Annotated in this window: 18 protein-coding genes; 6 read left to right on the top strand and 12 right to left on the bottom strand. The window is 36.5% G+C overall.

Translation table 11 applies throughout. The features are described 5' to 3' along the window. The first annotated feature begins 66 nt into the window (after positions 1–66). A complete protein-coding gene (gene guaA, locus BMX24_RS10055; RefSeq protein ID WP_089792124.1) occupies positions 67–1,596 on the top strand; it encodes a glutamine-hydrolyzing GMP synthase in 1,530 nt (509 codons plus the stop codon). Between the two features lie 567 nt (positions 1,597–2,163). Next, positions 2,164–3,663: a bifunctional GNAT family N-acetyltransferase/carbon-nitrogen hydrolase family protein gene (locus BMX24_RS10050; RefSeq protein ID WP_089792122.1), complete on the top strand. Its 1,500-nt coding sequence runs from the start codon at positions 2,164–2,166 to the stop codon at positions 3,661–3,663. Between the two features lie 55 nt (positions 3,664–3,718). Here BMX24_RS10050 and BMX24_RS21180 read toward each other — a convergent pair whose 3' ends face one another. Together BMX24_RS21180 and BMX24_RS10045 are read right to left on the bottom strand one after the other, a co-directional pair. Continuing rightward, positions 3,719–3,874: a bacteriocin-like protein gene (locus tag BMX24_RS21180; protein WP_170835683.1), complete on the bottom strand. Its 156-nt coding sequence runs from the start codon at positions 3,872–3,874 to the stop codon at positions 3,719–3,721. Between the two features lie 88 nt (positions 3,875–3,962). Next, positions 3,963–4,214: a hypothetical protein gene (locus BMX24_RS10045; protein ID WP_089792120.1), complete on the bottom strand. Its 252-nt coding sequence runs from the start codon at positions 4,212–4,214 to the stop codon at positions 3,963–3,965. A gap of 100 nt (positions 4,215–4,314) precedes the next feature. Between BMX24_RS10045 and BMX24_RS10040 the strand changes: the two genes are divergently transcribed. Continuing rightward, on the top strand, positions 4,315–5,964 hold the full coding sequence (locus BMX24_RS10040; protein ID WP_089792118.1) for an ABC1 kinase family protein: 1,650 nt from the start codon (positions 4,315–4,317) through the stop codon (positions 5,962–5,964). Positions 5,965–6,112: 148 nt separating this feature from the next. Continuing rightward, positions 6,113–7,465, top strand: a complete 1,353-nt coding sequence (locus BMX24_RS10035; RefSeq protein WP_089792116.1) for a DEAD/DEAH box helicase — start codon at positions 6,113–6,115, stop codon at positions 7,463–7,465. Positions 7,466–7,572: 107 nt separating this feature from the next. Here BMX24_RS10035 and BMX24_RS10030 read toward each other — a convergent pair whose 3' ends face one another. The 4 genes from BMX24_RS10030 to BMX24_RS10015 form a co-directional block, all read right to left on the bottom strand. Further along, positions 7,573–8,229 (bottom strand): GDSL-type esterase/lipase family protein, encoded by a 657-nt coding sequence (locus tag BMX24_RS10030; protein ID WP_089792114.1) that lies wholly within the window; start codon positions 8,227–8,229, stop codon positions 7,573–7,575. A 77-nt stretch (positions 8,230–8,306) separates the two neighbouring features. Further along, the gene (locus BMX24_RS10025; protein WP_089792112.1) at positions 8,307–8,771 is read right to left on the bottom strand and encodes a lipocalin family protein; all 465 of its coding nucleotides are present in this window, start codon (positions 8,769–8,771) and stop codon (positions 8,307–8,309) included. Positions 8,772–8,975: 204 nt separating this feature from the next. After that, positions 8,976–10,139 (bottom strand): iron-containing alcohol dehydrogenase, encoded by a 1,164-nt coding sequence (locus BMX24_RS10020; protein WP_089792110.1) that lies wholly within the window; start codon positions 10,137–10,139, stop codon positions 8,976–8,978. 310 nt (positions 10,140–10,449) lie between these two features. Then, entirely contained in the window at positions 10,450–10,851 is a 402-nt protein-coding gene (locus BMX24_RS10015) for a winged helix-turn-helix transcriptional regulator (protein ID WP_089792109.1), read from the bottom strand. A gap of 100 nt (positions 10,852–10,951) precedes the next feature. Here BMX24_RS10015 and lpdA point away from each other — a divergent pair, with 100 nt between their 5' ends. Beyond that, a complete protein-coding gene (gene lpdA / locus BMX24_RS10010; protein ID WP_089792107.1) occupies positions 10,952–12,352 on the top strand; it encodes a dihydrolipoyl dehydrogenase in 1,401 nt (466 codons plus the stop codon). 100 nt (positions 12,353–12,452) lie between these two features. Here the strand turns inward: lpdA and BMX24_RS10005 are convergent, their stop codons facing one another. The 4 genes from BMX24_RS10005 to BMX24_RS09990 form a co-directional block, all read right to left on the bottom strand. Continuing rightward, positions 12,453–13,058 (bottom strand): hypothetical protein, encoded by a 606-nt coding sequence (locus BMX24_RS10005; RefSeq protein WP_089792105.1) that lies wholly within the window; start codon positions 13,056–13,058, stop codon positions 12,453–12,455. 70 nt (positions 13,059–13,128) lie between these two features. After that, positions 13,129–13,533: a putative periplasmic lipoprotein gene (locus BMX24_RS10000; protein ID WP_089792103.1), complete on the bottom strand. Its 405-nt coding sequence runs from the start codon at positions 13,531–13,533 to the stop codon at positions 13,129–13,131. Between the two features lie 68 nt (positions 13,534–13,601). Next, on the bottom strand, positions 13,602–13,931 hold the full coding sequence (locus tag BMX24_RS09995) for a YegP family protein (RefSeq protein WP_089792102.1): 330 nt from the start codon (positions 13,929–13,931) through the stop codon (positions 13,602–13,604). Between the two features lie 10 nt (positions 13,932–13,941). After that, on the bottom strand, positions 13,942–14,550 hold the full coding sequence (locus BMX24_RS09990) for a HEPN domain-containing protein (RefSeq protein WP_089792100.1): 609 nt from the start codon (positions 14,548–14,550) through the stop codon (positions 13,942–13,944). Between the two features lie 124 nt (positions 14,551–14,674). Between BMX24_RS09990 and BMX24_RS09985 the strand changes: the two genes are divergently transcribed. After that, positions 14,675–17,209: a phosphoenolpyruvate carboxylase gene (locus BMX24_RS09985; RefSeq protein ID WP_089792098.1), complete on the top strand. Its 2,535-nt coding sequence runs from the start codon at positions 14,675–14,677 to the stop codon at positions 17,207–17,209. A 51-nt stretch (positions 17,210–17,260) separates the two neighbouring features. On the opposite strand, the gene BMX24_RS09980 is transcribed toward BMX24_RS09985, so the two are convergent. Both BMX24_RS09980 and BMX24_RS09975 read right to left on the bottom strand, forming a co-directional pair. Then, the gene (locus BMX24_RS09980) at positions 17,261–18,160 is read right to left on the bottom strand and encodes a helix-turn-helix domain-containing protein (RefSeq protein ID WP_089792095.1); all 900 of its coding nucleotides are present in this window, start codon (positions 18,158–18,160) and stop codon (positions 17,261–17,263) included. A gap of 163 nt (positions 18,161–18,323) precedes the next feature. Next, positions 18,324–19,931: a S8/S53 family peptidase gene (locus BMX24_RS09975; protein ID WP_089792092.1), complete on the bottom strand. Its 1,608-nt coding sequence runs from the start codon at positions 19,929–19,931 to the stop codon at positions 18,324–18,326. Positions 19,932–19,933: the final 2 nt, after the last annotated feature.

Raw genomic sequence — 19,933 nt, 5'->3', positions numbered from 1 at the left:
ACAACAATAGCTTCGGGTAAAACCCTGAGAAAATCAATTATCAATCATTATTTATCAATTATAAAAATGAACAACGGTATTATCATATTAGATTTCGGATCACAGTACAACCAGCTTATCGGAAGAAGAATCCGTGAGATGGGAGTATATTCTGAAATTTTACCATTCAATACACCATTAGAAACGATTTTAGAAAAGCAGCCGAGAGGTATTATCCTTTCCGGTGGACCAAGTTCTGTAAATGCTGAAAACGCTCACTTAGTTGAAAAAGAGTTGTATGAGCAGGGAATTCCGGTACTGGGAATCTGCTACGGAATGCAGTTGACGGCACATCTTTTAGGCGGAAAAGTTCATAAAGGAGTGAAAGGAGAGTACGGAAAAGCTCACCTGGAAATCGTTAAAGAATCTTCTTTGTTAAAAGGTGTTACAGACAATTCTATTGTTTGGATGAGCCACTTCGATGAAGTAGGACAATTGCCTCCGGGGTTTGAATTAAATGCAAAATCAGGGGTAATCGCTTCTATTTCTAATGAAGAGAGAAAAATCTATTGTGTACAGTTTCACCCGGAAGTTTCTCACACTGAGGAAGGTGGAAAAATTCTTGAAAATTTCGTTTTCGGAATCTGTGATGCAGAAAAGAACTGGAAATTAACCAATTATATTGAAAAAACAGTTGCTGAAATCCGTGAAAGAGTAGGTGATCAGAAAGTGATTCTTGGACTTTCAGGAGGGGTAGACTCTTCCGTTGCAGCAGTTTTAATTCACAGAGCGATTGGCGATCAACTGACTTGTATCTTCGTAGACACAGGATTGTTGAGAAAAGATGAGGGCAAAAAAGTAATGGACAATTATGGAGAGCATTTCCATATGAACATTAAGTTGGTGGATGCTTCGGAAAGATTTTTAACCAAATTAGCCGGAGTTGATGATCCTGAAGCCAAAAGAAAAATCATCGGAAACGAGTTTATCCATGTTTTTGATGAAGAATCTCATAAGATTGAAGGTGCTAAATTCTTAGCACAAGGAACAATTTATCCGGATGTTATTGAAAGTCAGTCGGTAAACGGACCTTCTGCCGTGATCAAATCTCACCACAACGTTGGCGGACTTCCTGAAGAAATGGATTTCGAATTGCTGGAGCCTTTGAGAGAATTGTTTAAGGATGAAGTAAGAAAAGTAGGTGAAGAATTGGGAATTCCTCATCATTTGGTACACAGACATCCTTTCCCTGGTCCTGGTTTGGGAATCAGAGTGTTAGGAGCTGTTGACGCTGAAAAAGTGAGAATCCTTCAAGAAGCTGACGATATTTTCATCGAAGAATTGTACAAAAATGATTTGTATGAAAAAGTTTCTCAGGCTTTCGTGGTACTTCTTCCTGTAAAATCTGTAGGAGTAATGGGCGATGAGAGAACTTACGAATACACTGCGGTAGTTCGTTCTGCCAACACCATCGACTTCATGACGGCAACCTGGAGCAAGCTTCCTTATGAATTCCTTGAAACGGTTTCGAACAGAATCATCAACGAAGTAAGAGGTATCAACAGAGTAGCTTACGATATTTCAAGCAAACCACCTGCAACCATCGAGTGGGAATAATTTTGACTTGAATTTTAAATATAAATCCTGCCTTTGGGCGGGATTTTTTTGTTTTTTTTAGGGAGCGATTTGATTACATCGAATAGTTATTTTGTTTTTATTTGAAGCTTTTTCCTGCTTTCCACTGTATCTTTTGGGTTACGGTCTCCGCTTCGCTCCGACCGCAACCCAAAAGGATGTCGTTACAATCAGGGCTAGGGTCGCAGTCGTTCTTTCAATTTTTCACAATCATCACACAATTGGCAGTCAGTTTGTCATCCTGTAAGAATCTCAACAAAGTAATTCTGAAAAGCTATGTATAGACCCTTTCAGGGCGACAAAGTGTGAGGTAAACTACAAACGATAGAAATTCTACGACGAGAATTCCCCTCCTTTGGAGGGGTGGCGAAAATTCTTTAGAATTTTTGACGGGATGGTTCAGTTACCAGTTAAAAAATCTTTGTATGTTTTGCGTTAAAAAAAGATTATGATTAAAAGCCGATATTCAGCTAGTTTTTTTATAATAATTAAAGTTCCGGAAAACTTTTATCAATTATTTTTCCCTAAATTTAAGTAAAATTACATCAAATGCAAATAGAAACAAGAACGCTCACCACACAGGATTATCCTGAATTGGTAGAGACCATGAAGCGAGCTTATCCACAAATGTCGGAATATGTCTGGTCTAAAAAAAGTATTGAAAAATTAACGAAAATATTTCCTAAAGGTCAGATTTGCATTACCGTAGACGGAAAATTAGCAGCGGTGGCACTCTCCATTATTGTGAATTATGATGAGTTTGGGGACGATCATACGTACAGCGATATTACAGGAAATTATACCTTCAATACCCATACTTCCACAGGAAATGTCCTCTACGGAATCGAAGTTTTTGTTGATCCCGAATACCGCGAACTGCGTCTGGGAAGGAGATTATATGATGCCAGAAAAGAATTATGTGAATTATTGAATTTAAGATCAATTATTTTAGGTGGCAGGATTCCAAACTATCACAAACACAGTGATTTATCACCAAGAGAATACATCAGAAGAGTAAGAGATAAGGAAATCTACGATCCGGTTTTGTCTTTTCAGTTGTCCAATAACTTTTTGCCAATCAGGGTATTAAAGAAATATTTACCCGAAGATGAATCTTCCAAAGAAAATGCCGTATTACTTCAGTGGAACAATATTTATTACAGCAAAAAACCAAATACCATGCAGGACAGCATCATTCGGTTGGGGCTGGTTCAGTGGCAGATGAGGCATTTTAAAGATATTGATGCTTTTTATGAACAGGTAGAATTTTTTGTAGATGTAATGGGTGATTACAAAGCAGACTTTGTTCTTTTCCCAGAATTGTTTAATACGCCTTTATTGGCGCCTTTCAACAAGCTTTCGGAGAGGGACAGTATGATTGAGCTGGCAAAATTAACGGAAGAAATTAAAGCAAAAATCTCAGATTTGGCGATCAGCTATAATGTGAATATCATTTCGGGAAGCATGCCTGTTTTTGAAAATAATGACTTGTACAACATTAGTTATCTCATGCATCGCGACGGAAGAATGGACGAATACAGGAAAATTCACATTACACCCAACGAAAGAAAATATTACGGAATGAAGGGCGGAAACGAAATTAAAGTTTTTGACACCGATTGCGGGAAAATCGGATTGGTGATCTGTTATGATGTTGAATTTCCGGAACTTCCGAGAATTTTAGCCGATCAGGGAATGAAAATTTTATTTGTTCCTTATCTTACTGATACTCAGAATGCTTATATGCGCGTTCGTCACTGTGCGGCGGCAAGAGCCATTGAAAATGAATGTTATGTAGCGATTGCCGGTTGTGTAGGGAATCTTCCCGGAGTCAATAATATGGATATCCAGTTTGGTCAGGCTGCCGTTTTTACGCCTTCCGATTTTGCTTTTCCATCGAATGCGGTGAAAGGGGAAGCTACTCCGAACACCGAAATGACCCTGATTGTCGATGTGGATCTGAATTTGTTAAAAGATCTTCATCATCATGGTTCCGTTCAGGTCATGAAAGACAGAAGAAGAGATTTGTACGAAACATATCTGAAATAGAAAAAGACTGCACATCGATGCAGTCTTTTCGTTTATTTTATCTAACAATTTATTATTAAGCATATTGCGGACAAACCACTGCCGGACAAATCAATCCCGGACATCTTGGTCTTCCGTCTTTCGGACAACATTCGTTTGAGCAGTTTCTGATAATTCCGCTTCCCGCAATGTTTTTTAATTGTTCTCTTGAGATTTTCTTTAAATTTTTCATTTTAATATTTCTTTATAGGTTGGTTTTACTGTTTGGTGAGTATAAAGTTAAAAATATTTTTTTAATGAATCGATGTGTAAGTAAGAGTTTATTGTTGGAATTTAAGTTTGATAATTTCATTAATCAATTGAGGGAGAACATTTCTGGCCATAACAATAAAATCCTGGTCTTCTTTCTTTATTTTTAAAAATTCAATATCATAATCTCTATTTTCGATTTCGCCTGTCATAATAAAGCTGGAGCCGGAAGTAAAATCTCTTCCTTCAATATATAATCTCCAGGGAGCTTTTGTAGCTTTATTACAGATTTTAAGTATGTTTTTTAATTCTGATTCTGTCATTGTTTTTTGAATGAATTTTATGAATCGAAATTATAGATTTTTATTTGAATATAATTAAAAAGAACAATTTTTGAATTAAATTGCAACTACATTTCAAGATATGTTTGACAAACAACAGAGAAAACTGAAAAGATCCGCAAAATTGATTTCCGTACTGAGCAAATACGGTTTTAAAGATGTTTTGGCAAGAATGAAAAGCGGAAACAAGCAGGTGGATATTCCCAATAATACGGACGAAATTGTCTCCAAAGGAACCGTTTACGAAAGAATCAGGCTGGTTTTGGAAGAATTGGGACCTACGTTTGTGAAGCTCGGTCAGACATTCAGCAACAGGGAAGACCTTCTCCCGCCTGAGCTTATTCAGGAGCTGCAGAAGCTTCAGGATAAGGTAGATATGGTTGAAATGAATATTGAGGAAATTCTCGAAAACGAATTCAATATTTCCATTAATGAGCATTTTGCTGATATTCAGAGAGATCCATTGGCAACAGCTTCCATTGCCCAGGTTTACAAGGCAACTTTAATCGACGGAACTGAAGTGATTTTAAAGATAAAAAAGCCTGATGTTCAAACTGTTATTGAAGATGATTTATTATTAATTAAAGACCTTGAAAAACTCGTTTCATCTTACTCTGAAATAGGAGAGAAGCTCAATTTAAAACAGGCTATTTCCACTTTTGAAAAATCTTTGCTGGAAGAAGTTTCTTTGATCAATGAAAAGGAAAATATTCTACAGTTCAGAAGAAATTTTAAAAATAATAAAGAAACCTACGTTCCTAAAATTTTCGAAGAATTTTCTAACAATAATATTCTTTGTATGGAATTTATTGATGGAATAAAGGTAACGGATAAAGCTTTACTTTTAGAACATAATATTAATCCGGTAACGATTTCCGAGGTTGGTTTAAGGCTTTTTGTGTCACAAATCTTAGATTATGGTTTCTTCCATGCAGATCCTCATGCCGGAAATATTTTAGTTAAAAAAGACGGAAAGGTTGTTTTTATTGATTTTGGAGCTGTAGGAAAAATTCCGCCGAATGATAAAGAAGTTCTTGAAAATTTAATTGTAAGCTTTGTTGCAAAAAATCCGCATAAAATTGTTAGATATCTGAAAAAAATGGCGATCAGCTATCAGATTCCGGATGAAAGAAGATTCGAAAATGATGTTGAGGATATTCTGGATTTTGTACATAGTTCTTCATTGAAAGATATTGATCCACAATCAATTATCAATAAAATGAAAGATGTATTGAAGGATAATCGACTGTACATGCCGGATTATTTTTATCTTTTATTCAAAGGTATCAGTCTGATAGAAGGTGTTGGAAGAACGATTAATCCCGATCTTGATATTGTAAAAAGTTTGCATCCGTACACGAAAAAAATATTTGCAAAAAAGATCAGTCCAAAGAATATTTTAAAAACAGGAATGGATCGGATGATGAATTTTACAGATAATGTAGATGAAATTCCGAAAGAATTACGTTCTGTTTTACAAAAATTAGACGAAAATAAATTCACTGTTTCCAGCGAAATCAAGAATATTGAAAAGACAAATCAACTTATAAAATCAAGCATTGTCAATTTAATTTTAGCCATGATTTTAGGGGCAAATATTATTGCAACAGCCATCGTTTTTGTCTCAGAATCAGGTCCTAGAATTGGAGAAATGTCTTTGATGGCGGTATTGGGGTTTATTTTTTCTATATTGTTGGTGATTATTATTTTATTGAGGATTACAAGGAAGTGATTTAAAGTACTCAAAAATAGCTTTTTAACTCACTTCGCGAAGATTAAAAAAGGTAAACACAAAGCTCAATTTGAGGATTACAAACCTCCAGCTTCCATCTTCAGACTTACCGCTAAAGTTTAAAAAATTAATTACCTATCTTTGCACCATGGAAAAACTCACTTTTGCAGATTTTGAACTTCCGGTTAAAATTCTTGATGTTTTGGCGGATCTGGAACTCTTCGAACCTACACCGATTCAGGAAAAAAGCTTAAAGCCGATACTTTCCGGACGCGATGTAATGGGAATTGCACAAACCGGAACCGGAAAAACATTAGCTTATCTTCTGCCAGTTTTAAAGACATGGAAATACAACAAGACCGGAAATCCAACGGTTTTGGTATTGGTTCCTACAAGAGAATTAGTAGTACAGGTAACGGAAATTATTGAAAAACTGACCGAAAATATTACTGCAAGAGTTATCGGAATTTATGGAGGTAAAAATATCAATACACAGAAGCTGTTGTTCAATGACGGATGTGATATTTTGGTGGGAACTCCGGGAAGGGTGATGGATTTAGCGATTGATAATGCCATTTCTCTGAGAGAAGTTCAGAAGCTGATCATTGATGAGTTTGATGAAATGCTTAATTTAGGTTTCAGACCGCAGCTGACACACATTTTTGAAATGATGAAGGAGAAAAGACAAAACATTCTTTTCTCGGCTACGATGACGGAAGCTGTAGATGAAATGCTGGATGAGTATTTTGCCAGTCCGGTAGAAATTTCTTTAGCAAAATCCGGAACTCCATTGGAAAAAATTGAGCAAACCGGATATAAAGTAGAAAATTTTAATACTAAAATTAATTTGCTTGAACATTTATTGAAAACGGATACCGATATGTCTAAGGTTTTGATTTTCAATAATAATAAAAGACATGCAGATTTGTTGTTTACTAAAATTGATGAACTTTTCCCTGAACAGTTTGATGTCATTCACTCGAATAAATCTCAAAATTACAGGCTTAAAGCAATGAAACGTTTTGAAAATGAGGAGATAAGAGGTCTGATTACTACTGACGTAATGGCTAGAGGTCTGGATATTTCAGATATTACCCACGTCATCAATTTTGAAACTCCTGATGTTCCTGAGCAATACATTCACAGAATTGGTAGAACGGGTAGAGCGGATAAGAACGGAAAGGCTATCACATTTGTGACAAAAAAAGAAGAACCTTTGATCCTTGACATCGAATTGCTGATGGATAAAGAATTAAAATTCATCGATTTCCCTGAAGGAGTGAAAATTAATCCTAAAAAGATTGCTTCTGAAGAAGAACAAATTGTGATGAAAAATCCTGCACAGGTTAAATTAACCGAAGGTGGAGGTGCTTTCCATGAGAAGAAGGATAAAAATAAGAAGGAAAACTGGGGTGGCCCGTCGAAGAGAAAGGCACCAAAGAAATTCGGAGCCAACAGAGCGCAACAGAAAGCAATATCAAAATCTAAGAGAAAAAAATAAACGAAAAACGATTCCAATTTGGAATCGTTTTTTTATTGGATTATTAATCCTTGTCAAGGTTCTGAACCTTGACAAGGATCATTCTGCTTAAGATGCTTCGACTTCGCTTACTTCATATAAGGATTCATCACAGAAGTCCATAGCTGATAACCTTCCGGAGTCATATGAAGCATATCTTCCACAAAAAGGTCTTTTCTTACGTTTCCGTTGGAATCCTGCATCACTTTTGTAATATCAATGAATTCTGCATGAGGTTCTTTTTTCATGAAAGCAGCGATTTTTTTATTGGCAATTTTCATTTGTGGCCAAAGCTTTTCGCGGCTCGGAGAATATTTAATGGAAATGTAATCTACCTCAATATCAGGAAATTTTGCTCTTATTTTTTTATAAAAAGTTTTAAATCTGTTGACAACGACATCTGCTTTTAGTTTATCATTATCCGCAAAATCATTTTCTCCACAGTAAATAATGATCTGTTTAGGCTGATAAGGGTTCAGAAGATCATTGGCGTAATCATTAAGATCTGTAAGCCTGGATCCGCCAAAACCTCTGTTGATGATTGTTTTATCCGGAAAATAATTCGCAACATCCGTCCATTTGGTGAAAGATGAACTTCCGACTAAAAGGATGGCATCTTTCGGTGGTGCTGTTTCCTGATCCAGTTTTTTGAAATTCTGAATGTCTTGCCAAAACATCGGCTTTTTTTCCTGCGAAAAGAAAAGGGCAACAGTCAGCAACAGGAATGCTGATAATATCTTCTTCATTTTTTAATAATTTTCAGTTAATATTAAAATTTTTCTTTTTCATAAAAAAACTCCCGAAAAATCCGGGAGTTTTGTGTTTATCTTTTGTAAGTAATGTAAGTGTAATCAATGATCAGATCTCCATTCTGGTCGATGTTGTCAAACATCTGCTTCACTCTCATTTCTGAGCTGGTAAGCACTACCACTTTATACGGTCTTGAACTGTCATTTACATAATTGATCGTTAAATCCTTTGTTTCGGTGTCGTAAGTATAAGTTCCTTCACTTTTACCGTTAAGCTGGCAATCTGCACCCACTCCTGTAAAATAGGTATAAGAAGTAGAGTAATCTGTACTGAAGTATGTAATGTTTTTGGCAGAACATCCTATAGGAGTATCTGTAGAAATTACTGTTTTATCGTCTTTTCCGGAGATCACTTCTATTTTACTGGTCTTCCAATCACCTTTCATCATATCCATTTCATAACCTTGGATATCATCATCTTCACAAGAAGTAAGCGCTAACGCTGAAAAGGCAAATAAAAGAAGTAACTGTTTTTTCATTTTCACAAATTTAAGAATATGCTAAAATATAAATAAATTTGAAATATCAATAATGAAATTAAGGTTTTTTGAATGATTGGTTGTAGAAAAGATAATTTAGGATGGAAGTTAGAAGATGGATGCGGGAAGTTTATTATTAAAACGTATTATTTTAACACTACAAAAATAAGCTTCCATCATCCAGCCTCAGGCTTCCAGTCTTTATTAATAGCTCATCTCCACGATTTTATAAGCATCCTGCGGAGTCAGTTTTTTATATTCGCCAAGACCCAGCCAATTCCTTTCTGTAAAGGCTTTTTCCACTCTTTCTGCGGTTCCGTTGAAGTCTTCCGTGTATTCTGAAAGTTTGGTCTGAATATGAAGGCTATGGAAAAATTCTTCCAGTTTCTGAATTCCCAGTTCTGCTTTTTCCTCGACAGTTCCGTTTTTAATTCCCCAGACTCTTTCGGCGTATTGCGCTAATTTTCCTTTTTTAGCCTCAAAATTATAACGATAATGAGATGGAGCAATGATTGCCAATGTTCTTGCGTGATCGATTCCGAAATAAGCTGTCAGTTCGTGTCCCATTGCATGAACCGCCCAGTCTGTGATTACTCCTTTTTGAATTAGTCCGTTCAGAGCCATCGTACAGCACCACATGAAATTTCCAGCTGCGTCATAATCGAAATCGTCTGCCAACACTTTCGGAGCTGTTTCCTGCAAGCTGATCAGAATACTTTCGGCGATTCTTTCCTGTAAATCTGCAGAAGAAGGGGCCGTCATATATTGTTCCAAAACGTGGGTATAAGCGTCGGTAATTCCGTTTACGATTTGTCTTTGCGGAATTGATTTCACAACTTCCGGATCCAAAACCGAGAACTGTGGGAAAAGTCCGGGACCACCTGTAGAAAGCTTTTCGTTGGTTTCTCTTCTGGAAATTACGTATCCTGAGTTCATTTCAGAACCCGTTGCTGGTAAGGTCAGAACTGTTCCGAAAGGCATTCCTTCTCCTTCAAAAGTTCTTACCGGTTTTGTAAGGATTTCCCACGGTTCACCGTCGTAATTTGCCGCTGCAGAAAGAAATTTTGTCCCATCAATCACAGAACCACCACCAACAGCCAGAAGGAAAGTGATATCTTTTTCTTCGATAAAGCTTAAAGCATTGATCAAGACTTCATATTCCGGATTGGCAGGAACACCGCCGAACTCATAGACTTCATGATCTTTTAAGGCATCTTTTACCTGATCGTAAACACCGTTATTTTTGATGCTTCCGCCGCCGTAGATCATTAAAATTTTAGCGTCTTTGGGGATTTCTTTTGAAATTTTTGCTATTTCACCTTTCCCGAAAAGTATTTTTGTTGGATTTTTAAACTCGAAATTAAGCATTGTTCTTAAAATTTATTTTAAATCAAATTTAAGCATTGCCCAACGAAAATTGAGTTAATAAAGTTTTAAAATTATGATGATTAATTTTTATTAAAACTATCGTGTCATTGCGAACAGACAAAAGGTCTGCGAACATGGTTCAGAAGCGACGAAGCAATCTCAATAATGTTTTAAAAATAACTATAGAATTGTCATGCTGAAAGCATCTTAACAAAGCTAAAAAACGGTCTAGATCCTTTCAGGATGAAAAACTTTGTGGGAAAAAGATTGTCTAATAGATTCTTCACTTCGTTCTGAATGACAGTGCAGATCAACTAGAAAGATACGCCTTCGCTTTTTTAATAAACTTCTCTTTATCCTTTTTAATATTCTCCAGCAGCTTTTTTCTGTCGTCAGGAACGGTCATATATTTATCTCCCCAAAGATTAATCTCGACGATTACAGGAACCAAATCGATTCCTTTTTCTGTCAGATGGTATAAGACTTTCAGCTTATTTTCAGGGTGGTCTTTCTTGGCAATAATTCCGTTTTCCAATAAATGGTGAAGTCTTGAAGCCAAAATATTGGAAGCAATTTTTTCTCCGGCTTTCATAAAATCTCCGTAAGTACATTCTTTTTTTATCATCAGATCACGGATAATCAACAACGACCATTTGTCGCCCCAGATTTCCAGGGAGCAACTGATGGGGCAGTCTGACCTCTTTTTATTCATACTATCAATATCTAAAATATCACTTGCAAAATGAAAGTTTTTGTTTTAATTTTGCTTGCAAAATAAAAGTAAATTTAATCATAAAAAATTAATAAATCAAATGGAAAATTATGACATCGCCGTAATCGGCTCCGGACCCGGTGGATACGTGGCTGCAATCAGAGCGGCACAACTCGGCTACAAAACTGCGATTATCGAAAAATATGACACGTTGGGAGGAACCTGTACCAACGTTGGCTGTATTCCTACCAAGGCTTTGCTGGACAGTACGCATCATTTTTCGGAAGCTCAGCATAAATTTAATGAACATGGAATTAAATTAAACCAAATCGAGCTCGATTTTCAGCAGATGTACAAAAGAAAAGCCGAAGTGGTCTCCAAAAACACCGCCGGACTTGATTTTTTAATGAATAAAAATAAAATTACCCGATTAAAAGGAACGGCAGGTTTTGTCAATAATTCTACCCTAAAAATAAGCAATGAAAATGAAACAATAGACCTTACAGCGAAACATTATATCATTGCGACAGGTTCAAAACCGTCAACCATCCCTGGTGTTGAAATCGATAAGCAAAGAATTATTACTTCAACCGAAGCTTTGTCATTAAAAGAGCTGCCAAAATCAATGGTAATCATCGGTGGAGGAGTGATCGGCGTAGAAATGGCATCCATTTTCAACCGAATCGGAACTCAGGTGACCATTCTGGAATATGCTGATAATCTGATCTCAACGATGGATAATGAATTGGGAAAAAACCTTCATAAAATCCTGAAAAAAGAAGGAATTGATATTCGTTTAAATCTGGGTGTTTATAAAGCTGAGAATCTGGGATCGTCCGCAAAAGTTTTATTTAAAGATAAAGACGGTACAGAAAACGAACTGGAAGCGGAATATGTCCTGGTGGCAGTCGGAAGAAAAGCTTTTACCAAAGGCTTAGGCTTGGAAAATACCGGTGTTGAAGTAGATGAAAGAGGATTTATTAAAGTCTATGAAAATAATCAGACAGCGGTTTCTAATATCTACGCAATCGGTGATGTGATCGGCGGTGCAATGCTGGCTCACAAAGCAGAGGAAGAAGGTGTTTTGGTGGCGGAAACCATCAACGGACAAAAACATCATATCCACTACGACAGAATTCCGGGTGTGGTGTATACTTGGCCGGAAGTGGCTTCTGTGGGCTATTCGGAGGAATATTTAAAGAAAAATAATATTCCGTATAATGTGGGGAAATTCCCGTTTTCAGCGAGTGCAAGAGCGAGAGCTTCGATGGATATGGATGGTTTTGCGAAAGTGTTGGTTGATCCGAAATATGGTGAAGTCTTAGGCGTTCATGTGATCGGAGCCAGAGCCGCAGATTTGATTGCACAAGGCGTTATCGCTCAGGAATACGAAATCACGGCAGAAGATATGTTCAGAATTTCTTACGCGCACCCGACCTATTCTGAAACGTTGAAAGACGCGTATCTGATTGCTTCGGGGCAAGGCGCGATAAACATATAATTTGTTGGAAGCAGGGAGCTGGAGGTTGGAAGTTATTGAAGACGTTCTAAAAATAATCGGTAAGTAGTAACTTCCCGCTTCCATCATCTATCTTCCCTACTTATTGCACTCCGCAATCCTCACTTTTAACATAAATTCCGTTGCTTTTGGCTTCGAGTCTTCCGGTTTTTCTGTTGATTTTGATGAGGAAAGATTCTTTAGTCAGCGGACAATTTTTTGTTTTTGAAAGATATAACGAAATATTTTTTTCTTCAATTTTGTAGGAGCCGGCCAGTTTGTTTGTTGTGTCAACGGTGTAGCCATAAGTGTTGGCAATTAAAATTGCTTCCGGAAGATTATCAACACATCCGATAAAATCTCTTAATTGCTGTTCGTTTGAAAAATATGCTGAACGGCTGTTTTCACAGGCAATAAGGTATGAAAAACAGTCTTCTCCCAGACATTTTTGAAAAAATCCCTTCTCCGGAGCCGGATCATTGATCGTCATATACTGTGGCATCTGGCTTTCGTAGATGATGGCTTTGTCAGGATCGGGGTTGTTGCGAAGAACCGACCAATAGTCATACTTTTTGCCGGGAACGATGAAAGGGTAGAGCAGTTCGGTGTTGTCTAAAATTTCCGGGATTTTTTTGAAATCTGAAGGAACAGCTTTCTGACCGAAAACCAGACCTGATAATAACAATAAAGTCGGAAATAATAATTTCATTCTGTTGTTTTTGCAAATTTAGCAAAGAACTTGTTTTTGTGGTTAAATTTTAGCACATTTAAGTCAAAATTTATTCCAATACAATTTTATAGTAGCCTTTTTCGTCTGATACCTGCATATTGACACCTGTAAACGTTAATTTATTGATCTGAAAACCATCACAACCTCCTTTAAATTCAGAAGATTGAATTGAAAAATCAAAAACTTTAAGATTAGAATAGAAAGTATAATTTTTAGTCCCGTTATAAGCGCCTACATTTTCTAAAATGACCATGTTGTCGGAAGTCTTGGTCAGTTGTATGGCGTTGTGATTTTCGTCCTGAATGGAATAGGTAGTGAGTGTTCCATCAGCAAGTACATTTTCACCATTGGAATTGACGAATTCAAATACAATCGGCTGTGGAGCGTTGTAGCAGTCGTCGCCGCAGGCAGTGAAAAATAAAATGGGGAGGAGGAATATGAATATTTTTTTCATTGGATATGGATTGGCATGAAGTGTAAAATTAAATATATTACTTATACAATTTGATTTAAAATTGCTTTTTAACTTTTGTCAGCTATTTGGCTTTGAATTGCATTTATCTTTACAGAATAAATACCATTTTCTCTACCTGCTTCACTTGCGTACATTTGGCTTACGCCTATTATCTCACCATTCCTAGCTTTTAAAATGAAGTAATAAAAACCATTAGTAGAAGTTTTTCTATCAAATTGGGAATCAATTTGAGAATTTTCGATTACTGATTGTATACCTCTATGACAAGAATTTTTTGTTGAATAACCTTCACTGGTTAATATGATTTGACCATTAGCTGCTTTCAAATTAAATTGATAGTCACCATTCGTACGTTTTGTGATTATAAATAGTCCCATATTTGCAAATTTAAACAATAAAACTTTTATTAATTTCTATTACTAGTTTATCAATTTCTTTTTTCCATTTCTCAACTTTTTGGACACTGATAGATTTTATTCTGTGATTTCCTCTGCCAACTGAAACATCACGATCAGCCCGATGAACAATATTGTGTCTTCTCTTAATCATTTCATTTAGTGTAGGAAATAAATTTTGCATTTCTGGTGTAATTGTTATGGAAATACTAGTTAAAGCTTTTACAATATCAGATGTATCATTAAAGCTAACAGTATTTAAATATTCTTTAACAGATGCATCAATAACTTCATCAATACTCTTTCCCCGATGTAAAGTAAGCTCACCTAAAGAAAATTTTGTAGGCCTCCCAATTAGAGAGGTACCCATTAATGGAATGTTATTAATTTTTTCCTGATTTTCTGAAGGTAGTTTCCATAAGAGTAAATTCCTTAAATAGTCTTCTAGTGTAGAATGTGCTAAAACAGTAGTAGCTCTTAATATATCTAAAGAATTGGTAGGTTTTCTACCTTGGCCTGTCGAAATACTCTTATATAGTTCAATTAAATTTTTTAATCTAAGAAAGTTTTTCTCAAAAGTAAACATAATATCATCAATCATATATTATTAGTTTTATTTAAAATTAAGAAAATCAACTTACACAAATGTTAAATATCTAAAAAAGTATTAAAATTCTATGTTTTGATATAATAAAATTTTCCCCAAAATCCCCTACATTTGTTACATGATACACGACCAACGCGCAGAAAAATTCAGGCAGATCGTGGAAAATAAGTTCCAGATCTATAATTCATTATTTATGAGCCTGCCTTATGATAAAATGACGAATATCGGGATGCTGCTTCCGTTCCTTTGTGAAGAAAGCAAGATTGGTTACGAAGCCGGAAAAACGCCTGAGGAAATCGTTGAAGAATTCTTTAAAAATCATACCGGTTTAGAGACCGAAGAGCAGAAACTCGAACTGCTTTTTAAAATTATACAATATATTGAAAGACAGGTGGTTTTGTTCGATAGCATCGAAGATGCTGCCTTTCCGAATCTTCATTCTGAAAGTGATAACGGTACGGTCACCAATATGTACGAACGTTCATTACAGGATCATAAACTCGATAAAATTCGTGAAAAATTGAAAGATTTTGCGGTGAAAGTTGTTTTTACAGCTCACCCGACACAGTTTTACCCGAATTCGGTGCAGAGAATTCTTCATGATCTTAGAAATGCGATCACGACAGATTCTATCACGAATATCGATATGTTGTTGCAGCAGCTGGGGAAAACGCCGTTTGTCAACAAAGAAAAACCGACTCCGATTGATGAGGCGATGAGCATCATTTATTATCTGAGATATGTCTATTATGACACCATCGGCGAACTTTTCACCAAGATAAAATCAACTTTCGGGAACGATCATTTTCATCTGCATGAAGATTTGATCCAGCTTGGCTTCTGGCCGGGAGGTGACCGCGACGGAAACCCTTTTGTGACAGCTGATGTGACGAAAAGAGTGGCAGAAGAACTTCATTCTGCGATTTTAAAAGCTTACTATAATAATCTGAAAACAGTACGAAGAAGATTGAGTTTCAGAGGAGTTTCCGATGTTCTGACAAAGCTGAGCAATGAATTGTATTCTGCGATTTTCAGGAATGAAAAAATAACGGCAGAAGATATTATCAAAAGATTGGATGAAGCGGAAAAGATCTTGGTTGAACAGCATAATTCGTTATTCCTAGACCTTTTGGTGAATTTCAAAGATCGTGTGAAGATTTTCGGAACTCATTTTGCGACGCTGGATGTTCGCCAGGACAGCAGAATTCACCAGCAGGTAATCGATACGGTTTTTGCTAAATTAAATGGAACTCATGAAGCAAGTTTCGAAGATAAGTTTAATCAATTAATTCAAATCTCAGAAAAAGTGAATCCTGATGATTTTGAAGATATTGTGAAGGATACTTTACTCACAGTTTCACAGGTTGCGGAAATCCAGCAGCTGAACGGGTTGAGAGGGATGAACCGTTATATTATTTCCAATTCCGATGCCGTGAAAGATGTCATGAATGTCTATGCATTTTTCAAAATCTGCGGTTATCAGGATGAGGAGATCAAGATGGATATTGTTCCGCTTTTTGAGACGATGGAAGGTTTGGCTAATGCTGAAAATGTGATGAATGAGCTGTATCAGAATCCTATTTATAAAAAACATCTGGAAAGGAGAGGAAATCACCAGACCATTATGCTTGGTTTCTCGGACGGAACGAAAGACGGTGGATATCTGAAAGCCAACTGGGAAATTTACAAAGCCAAAGAAGTTTTAACGAAGCTTTCCGAGCAAAACGGAATTAAAGTTGTTTTCTTCGACGGTAGAGGCGGTCCGCCAGCAAGAGGGGGTGGAAAAACCCATGATTTCTACGCTTCTCAGGGAAAAACAATTGCCAATAATAAAATTGAATTAACGATTCAGGGGCAAACGATTACAAGTATTTTCGGGAATAAAGAACAGGCAAAATACAACTTCGAACAGCTTCTGACTGCCGGAGTGGAAAATGATGTTTTTAAAAATTCCAAAAAAGATTTAACGGAAAAAGAAAGAGCTTTAATTATCGAACTGGCAGATATCAGCTATCAAAAATACTCTGATTTGAAGGCGCATCCGATGTTCGTTCCTTATTTGCAGGAAATGAGTACGTTAGAATATTACGGTAAAACCAACATTGGAAGCCGTCCATCGAAAAGAGGAAGCGGAAATGAGCTGAAATTTGAGGATTTAAGAGCCATTCCGTTTGTGGGATCATGGTCACAATTAAAGCAAAACGTTCCCGGATTTTTTGGTTTCGGATTTGCGATGCAGCAGATGAAAGAGCAGGGGAGATTTGATGAGGTGAGAGAGTTGTACAAAGGTTCGGATTTCTTTAAAACATTGGTTTTAAACTCAATGATGAGTATGAATAAGACCTATTTTCCATTAACATATTATATTAAAAATAACCCGAAATTCGGTGCATTCTGGAATGTTTTGTTTGATGAATACAATCTTTCCAAAAATATTATGCTCGAACTGACTGGCTTTAAAATGCTACAGGAAGAAGATCCGCTTTCCAGAAAATCGGTGAAAATCCGTGAGAGAATTGTTCTTCCGTTATTGAGTATTCAGCAATATGCTTTAATGAAACTCCAGAAAGGAGAAGGAAATAAAGAAGCTTACGAAAAGCTGGTGACGCGTTCGTTGTTTGGGAATATTAATGCGAGTAGGAATTCGGCTTAAAATAAAAAAATAGACTGTTCAAAAAAGACAGTCTATTTTTTTAATATTATTTTATTGAGTTAATAAAGTGATTCCGCTGATATCTGCTTTCCCGCTTTTTAGGAACTCATAAGTTATCCTGTCTGCCTGACAATCGATAAACTGTACTTTTTTTAGATTATTATTTTTAAAAAATGTGTTACTGAGTACCGAATGTTGAAAGGTCACTCTTGTGAATTTGCAGTTTTCAAAATAGCAATCATCTAATTTGCCTTCAAAAACGAGGTCGGCAAGGTGTGTATTCATGAAAGAAGTACGCTTCCAGATAGATTCAGCGATGATATTTTTCTCAAAACCGCCATCTTTTAACATTACTCCTGTAAAATCGGCGTCCGTGAAATCGCAGCCCGCAACGTAGCTTTTAGAAAATTCTGTTTCATTCAGGGAACAACTTTTAAATGTATTGTTAGCCAAATTAGAACTCTGAATGCGGCTGTTGCGAATCTCAGATTTTGAAAAATCACAAAGATCAACATTATTATTTTTTAGAATAAGATGGGAAAGATCTGAACCAACAAATTTACAACACTGCATATTTGAGGCACCAAATTTTTCGTTAAGATTTTTCAATCCGGAAAAGTCGGCATCCACCCAATTTCCCAGTGACATATCCCATTTAGGCTTTTTATCCTCTTTTTCGAAGGATAATTCGTCGGTTTGTTTTTCCGAAAGTTTATCGGAGCTAATTTCATTTGCAGAAGAATGAAAGCTTTCTGAAAAATAATTCAGATCAACTCCTAAAATTTCTGCAAGCCGATTGAATGTAATAAGATCAGGAATAGATTCTCCGCGTTCCCATTTTCCAATTGCCTGCGGACTGATAAATAAAAGTTCGGAAAGTTGTGCCTGAGACATATTGCTCTCTTTTCGTGCTTTGACGATTTTATCGCCAATGATTTTAGTGTTTAACATAAATGCAATTTTTCTTTGTTTTTATGGAGCAAAGATACTTTCATGACTATTCAGAAGCAGCAGAAATAAGGAAACCGTTAGTTGTAATAACGCTACTTTTAGTTGTTATTGAGCAACTGTTGGTTGTTTTTTCAATATTTAATAGTAAAACCTAATTTTTAAATTATTCTTTTATAAATTTCTCATAATAAACCTTATCCTTCGTCTGGATTTTCAAATAATAAACTCCTTTCGAAAAATCTTCAACTTTTACTGATTTTTGATCATTAACTTTTGTAATTAATCTTCCTAAATTATCATAAACTTCCAACGAAAGAACTTCACTTTCAGTGGCGATATTCAGAATATTTTTAACAGGATTCGGGAAAATGGAGAGTTTTTCTTTTTTTACTAAATCGGATGTGTTCAGAACATTATTGTAAAGGCTTCCGAAATTTAAAATTCCAAAACCCATTTGATCTGTATGATTGGGATATAATGAAGCGGTTTGTCTTAATTTATCTCTCATCAAATCTCTGTTCATGGTAGAAAAAGCCTGAATCAGACAGGCAACTCCACCAGCAGCGATAGGGGTGGCAATTGAAGTTCCGTTCACTGTGATGGTCGTGTTGTTCATAACAGTAGTTGTTGCTGTTCCTCTTGCACTGGCATCCGGTTTTACAACACCCGCCGAATTAGGTCCGTATGATGAAAAGTTGGAAGAAGCTCCTGCAGAATCCACTGAGCCAATTGTGAAAACTTTGGCATTATCCGCCGGTGTCAAAATGTAATGCCATGGCAGCACTCCGGAATTTCCGGCTGCCGCTAAAACAAAAATTCCTTTATTTACCGCAATTTCGGCAGCTCTTGCAATGAATGAAGTGGTTCCGTTCATGTTGGCGTAGGTGTAGCTGTATTTCGGGTCGTCGAAAGTGGCATATCCCAGAGAGGATGTAATAAGATCAACGCCTTTTCTGTCGGCTTCTTCCGCTGCTTCAATCCAGTAAAGCTCTTCTTCAGGAACTTCTACAGCTGCATTTTCACTTCGGTAAAGGTAAAAATCTGCATCCGGAGCAGAACCCACAAAAGTATTCTGAATATATCCTCCAATTGCTCCCAAGACTACAGAGCCGTGATTATTTAAAGAAGCATTGTAAATATCCGTGCTTTTTGTGACAAAATCATAACCGCCTTTGATATGGCTGTTTGTCCATAACCTTGAATAAGCAGAACCTGTATCTACAGTCGGAAATCCGGTATCAATCACTGCGATAGTGACTCCGGTTCCGGTATATCCTGCCAAATGAAGCGGGCGAAGATTCACCTGATCAATCTGAGCAGAACCTGAGCCGTAATCAAATACGGTTAAATTCTTATCGGTCGAGCTGTTAGGATTGTCCCATTTATTTACATTTTTAAATTTAGGAACGGTAGAAGAATTTTTAGCAAAACTTTCCACAGACTGCACATAAGTCTGAGCCTGAAGCGTTGAAACCTGAGCCGGAGTCGCATTTACGGCAACACCATTCAGCCATTTTGAATAATCAGTCACCGTAAAACCCAGGGTCTGGATATTTTGGATATATGATTGTTCGATCGGTGCATCCTGGTCGTTCAGTGCAATTCCCAGTGCTGTACGGCGGTTGAGGGATTTTTGGGACAATTCCGATAACGGATTTGCGTAAAATGCGACCTTGTTGGGTTTGTCTTTAAAATAAACAAAAACAAGCGACGTCTGCGAAAAAACAGAGGAGTAACCCGCTAATAGACAAAAGAGTAAAATTTTTTTCATGT

Source organism: Chryseobacterium wanjuense, assembly GCF_900111495.1.
In the GTDB taxonomy this organism is placed as follows: domain Bacteria; phylum Bacteroidota; class Bacteroidia; order Flavobacteriales; family Weeksellaceae; genus Chryseobacterium; species Chryseobacterium wanjuense.
Note: the sequence above shows the minus strand (reverse complement) of the source record. Positions and strands in the feature narration are given on the sequence as shown.

Excerpts from the sequence above, each read along its gene's own strand:
- guaA (WP_089792124.1), top strand. The coding sequence starts at position 67 with ATGAACAACGGTATTATCATATTAGATTTCGGATCACAGTACAACCAG.
- BMX24_RS10050 (WP_089792122.1), top strand. The coding sequence starts at position 2,164 with ATGCAAATAGAAACAAGAACGCTCACCACACAGGATTATCCTGAATTG.
- BMX24_RS21180 (WP_170835683.1), bottom strand. The coding sequence starts at position 3,874 with ATGAAAAATTTAAAGAAAATCTCAAGAGAACAATTAAAAAACATTGCG.
- BMX24_RS10045 (WP_089792120.1), bottom strand. The coding sequence starts at position 4,214 with ATGACAGAATCAGAATTAAAAAACATACTTAAAATCTGTAATAAAGCT.
- BMX24_RS10040 (WP_089792118.1), top strand. The coding sequence starts at position 4,315 with ATGTTTGACAAACAACAGAGAAAACTGAAAAGATCCGCAAAATTGATT.
- BMX24_RS10035 (WP_089792116.1), top strand. The coding sequence starts at position 6,113 with ATGGAAAAACTCACTTTTGCAGATTTTGAACTTCCGGTTAAAATTCTT.
- BMX24_RS10030 (WP_089792114.1), bottom strand. The coding sequence starts at position 8,229 with ATGAAGAAGATATTATCAGCATTCCTGTTGCTGACTGTTGCCCTTTTC.
- BMX24_RS10025 (WP_089792112.1), bottom strand. The coding sequence starts at position 8,771 with ATGAAAAAACAGTTACTTCTTTTATTTGCCTTTTCAGCGTTAGCGCTT.
- BMX24_RS10020 (WP_089792110.1), bottom strand. The coding sequence starts at position 10,139 with ATGCTTAATTTCGAGTTTAAAAATCCAACAAAAATACTTTTCGGGAAA.
- BMX24_RS10015 (WP_089792109.1), bottom strand. The coding sequence starts at position 10,851 with ATGAATAAAAAGAGGTCAGACTGCCCCATCAGTTGCTCCCTGGAAATC.
- lpdA (WP_089792107.1), top strand. The coding sequence starts at position 10,952 with ATGGAAAATTATGACATCGCCGTAATCGGCTCCGGACCCGGTGGATAC.
- BMX24_RS10005 (WP_089792105.1), bottom strand. The coding sequence starts at position 13,058 with ATGAAATTATTATTTCCGACTTTATTGTTATTATCAGGTCTGGTTTTC.
- BMX24_RS10000 (WP_089792103.1), bottom strand. The coding sequence starts at position 13,533 with ATGAAAAAAATATTCATATTCCTCCTCCCCATTTTATTTTTCACTGCC.
- BMX24_RS09995 (WP_089792102.1), bottom strand. The coding sequence starts at position 13,931 with ATGGGACTATTTATAATCACAAAACGTACGAATGGTGACTATCAATTT.
- BMX24_RS09990 (WP_089792100.1), bottom strand. The coding sequence starts at position 14,550 with ATGATTGATGATATTATGTTTACTTTTGAGAAAAACTTTCTTAGATTA.
- BMX24_RS09985 (WP_089792098.1), top strand. The coding sequence starts at position 14,675 with ATGATACACGACCAACGCGCAGAAAAATTCAGGCAGATCGTGGAAAAT.
- BMX24_RS09980 (WP_089792095.1), bottom strand. The coding sequence starts at position 18,160 with ATGTTAAACACTAAAATCATTGGCGATAAAATCGTCAAAGCACGAAAA.
- BMX24_RS09975 (WP_089792092.1), bottom strand. The coding sequence starts at position 19,931 with ATGAAAAAAATTTTACTCTTTTGTCTATTAGCGGGTTACTCCTCTGTT.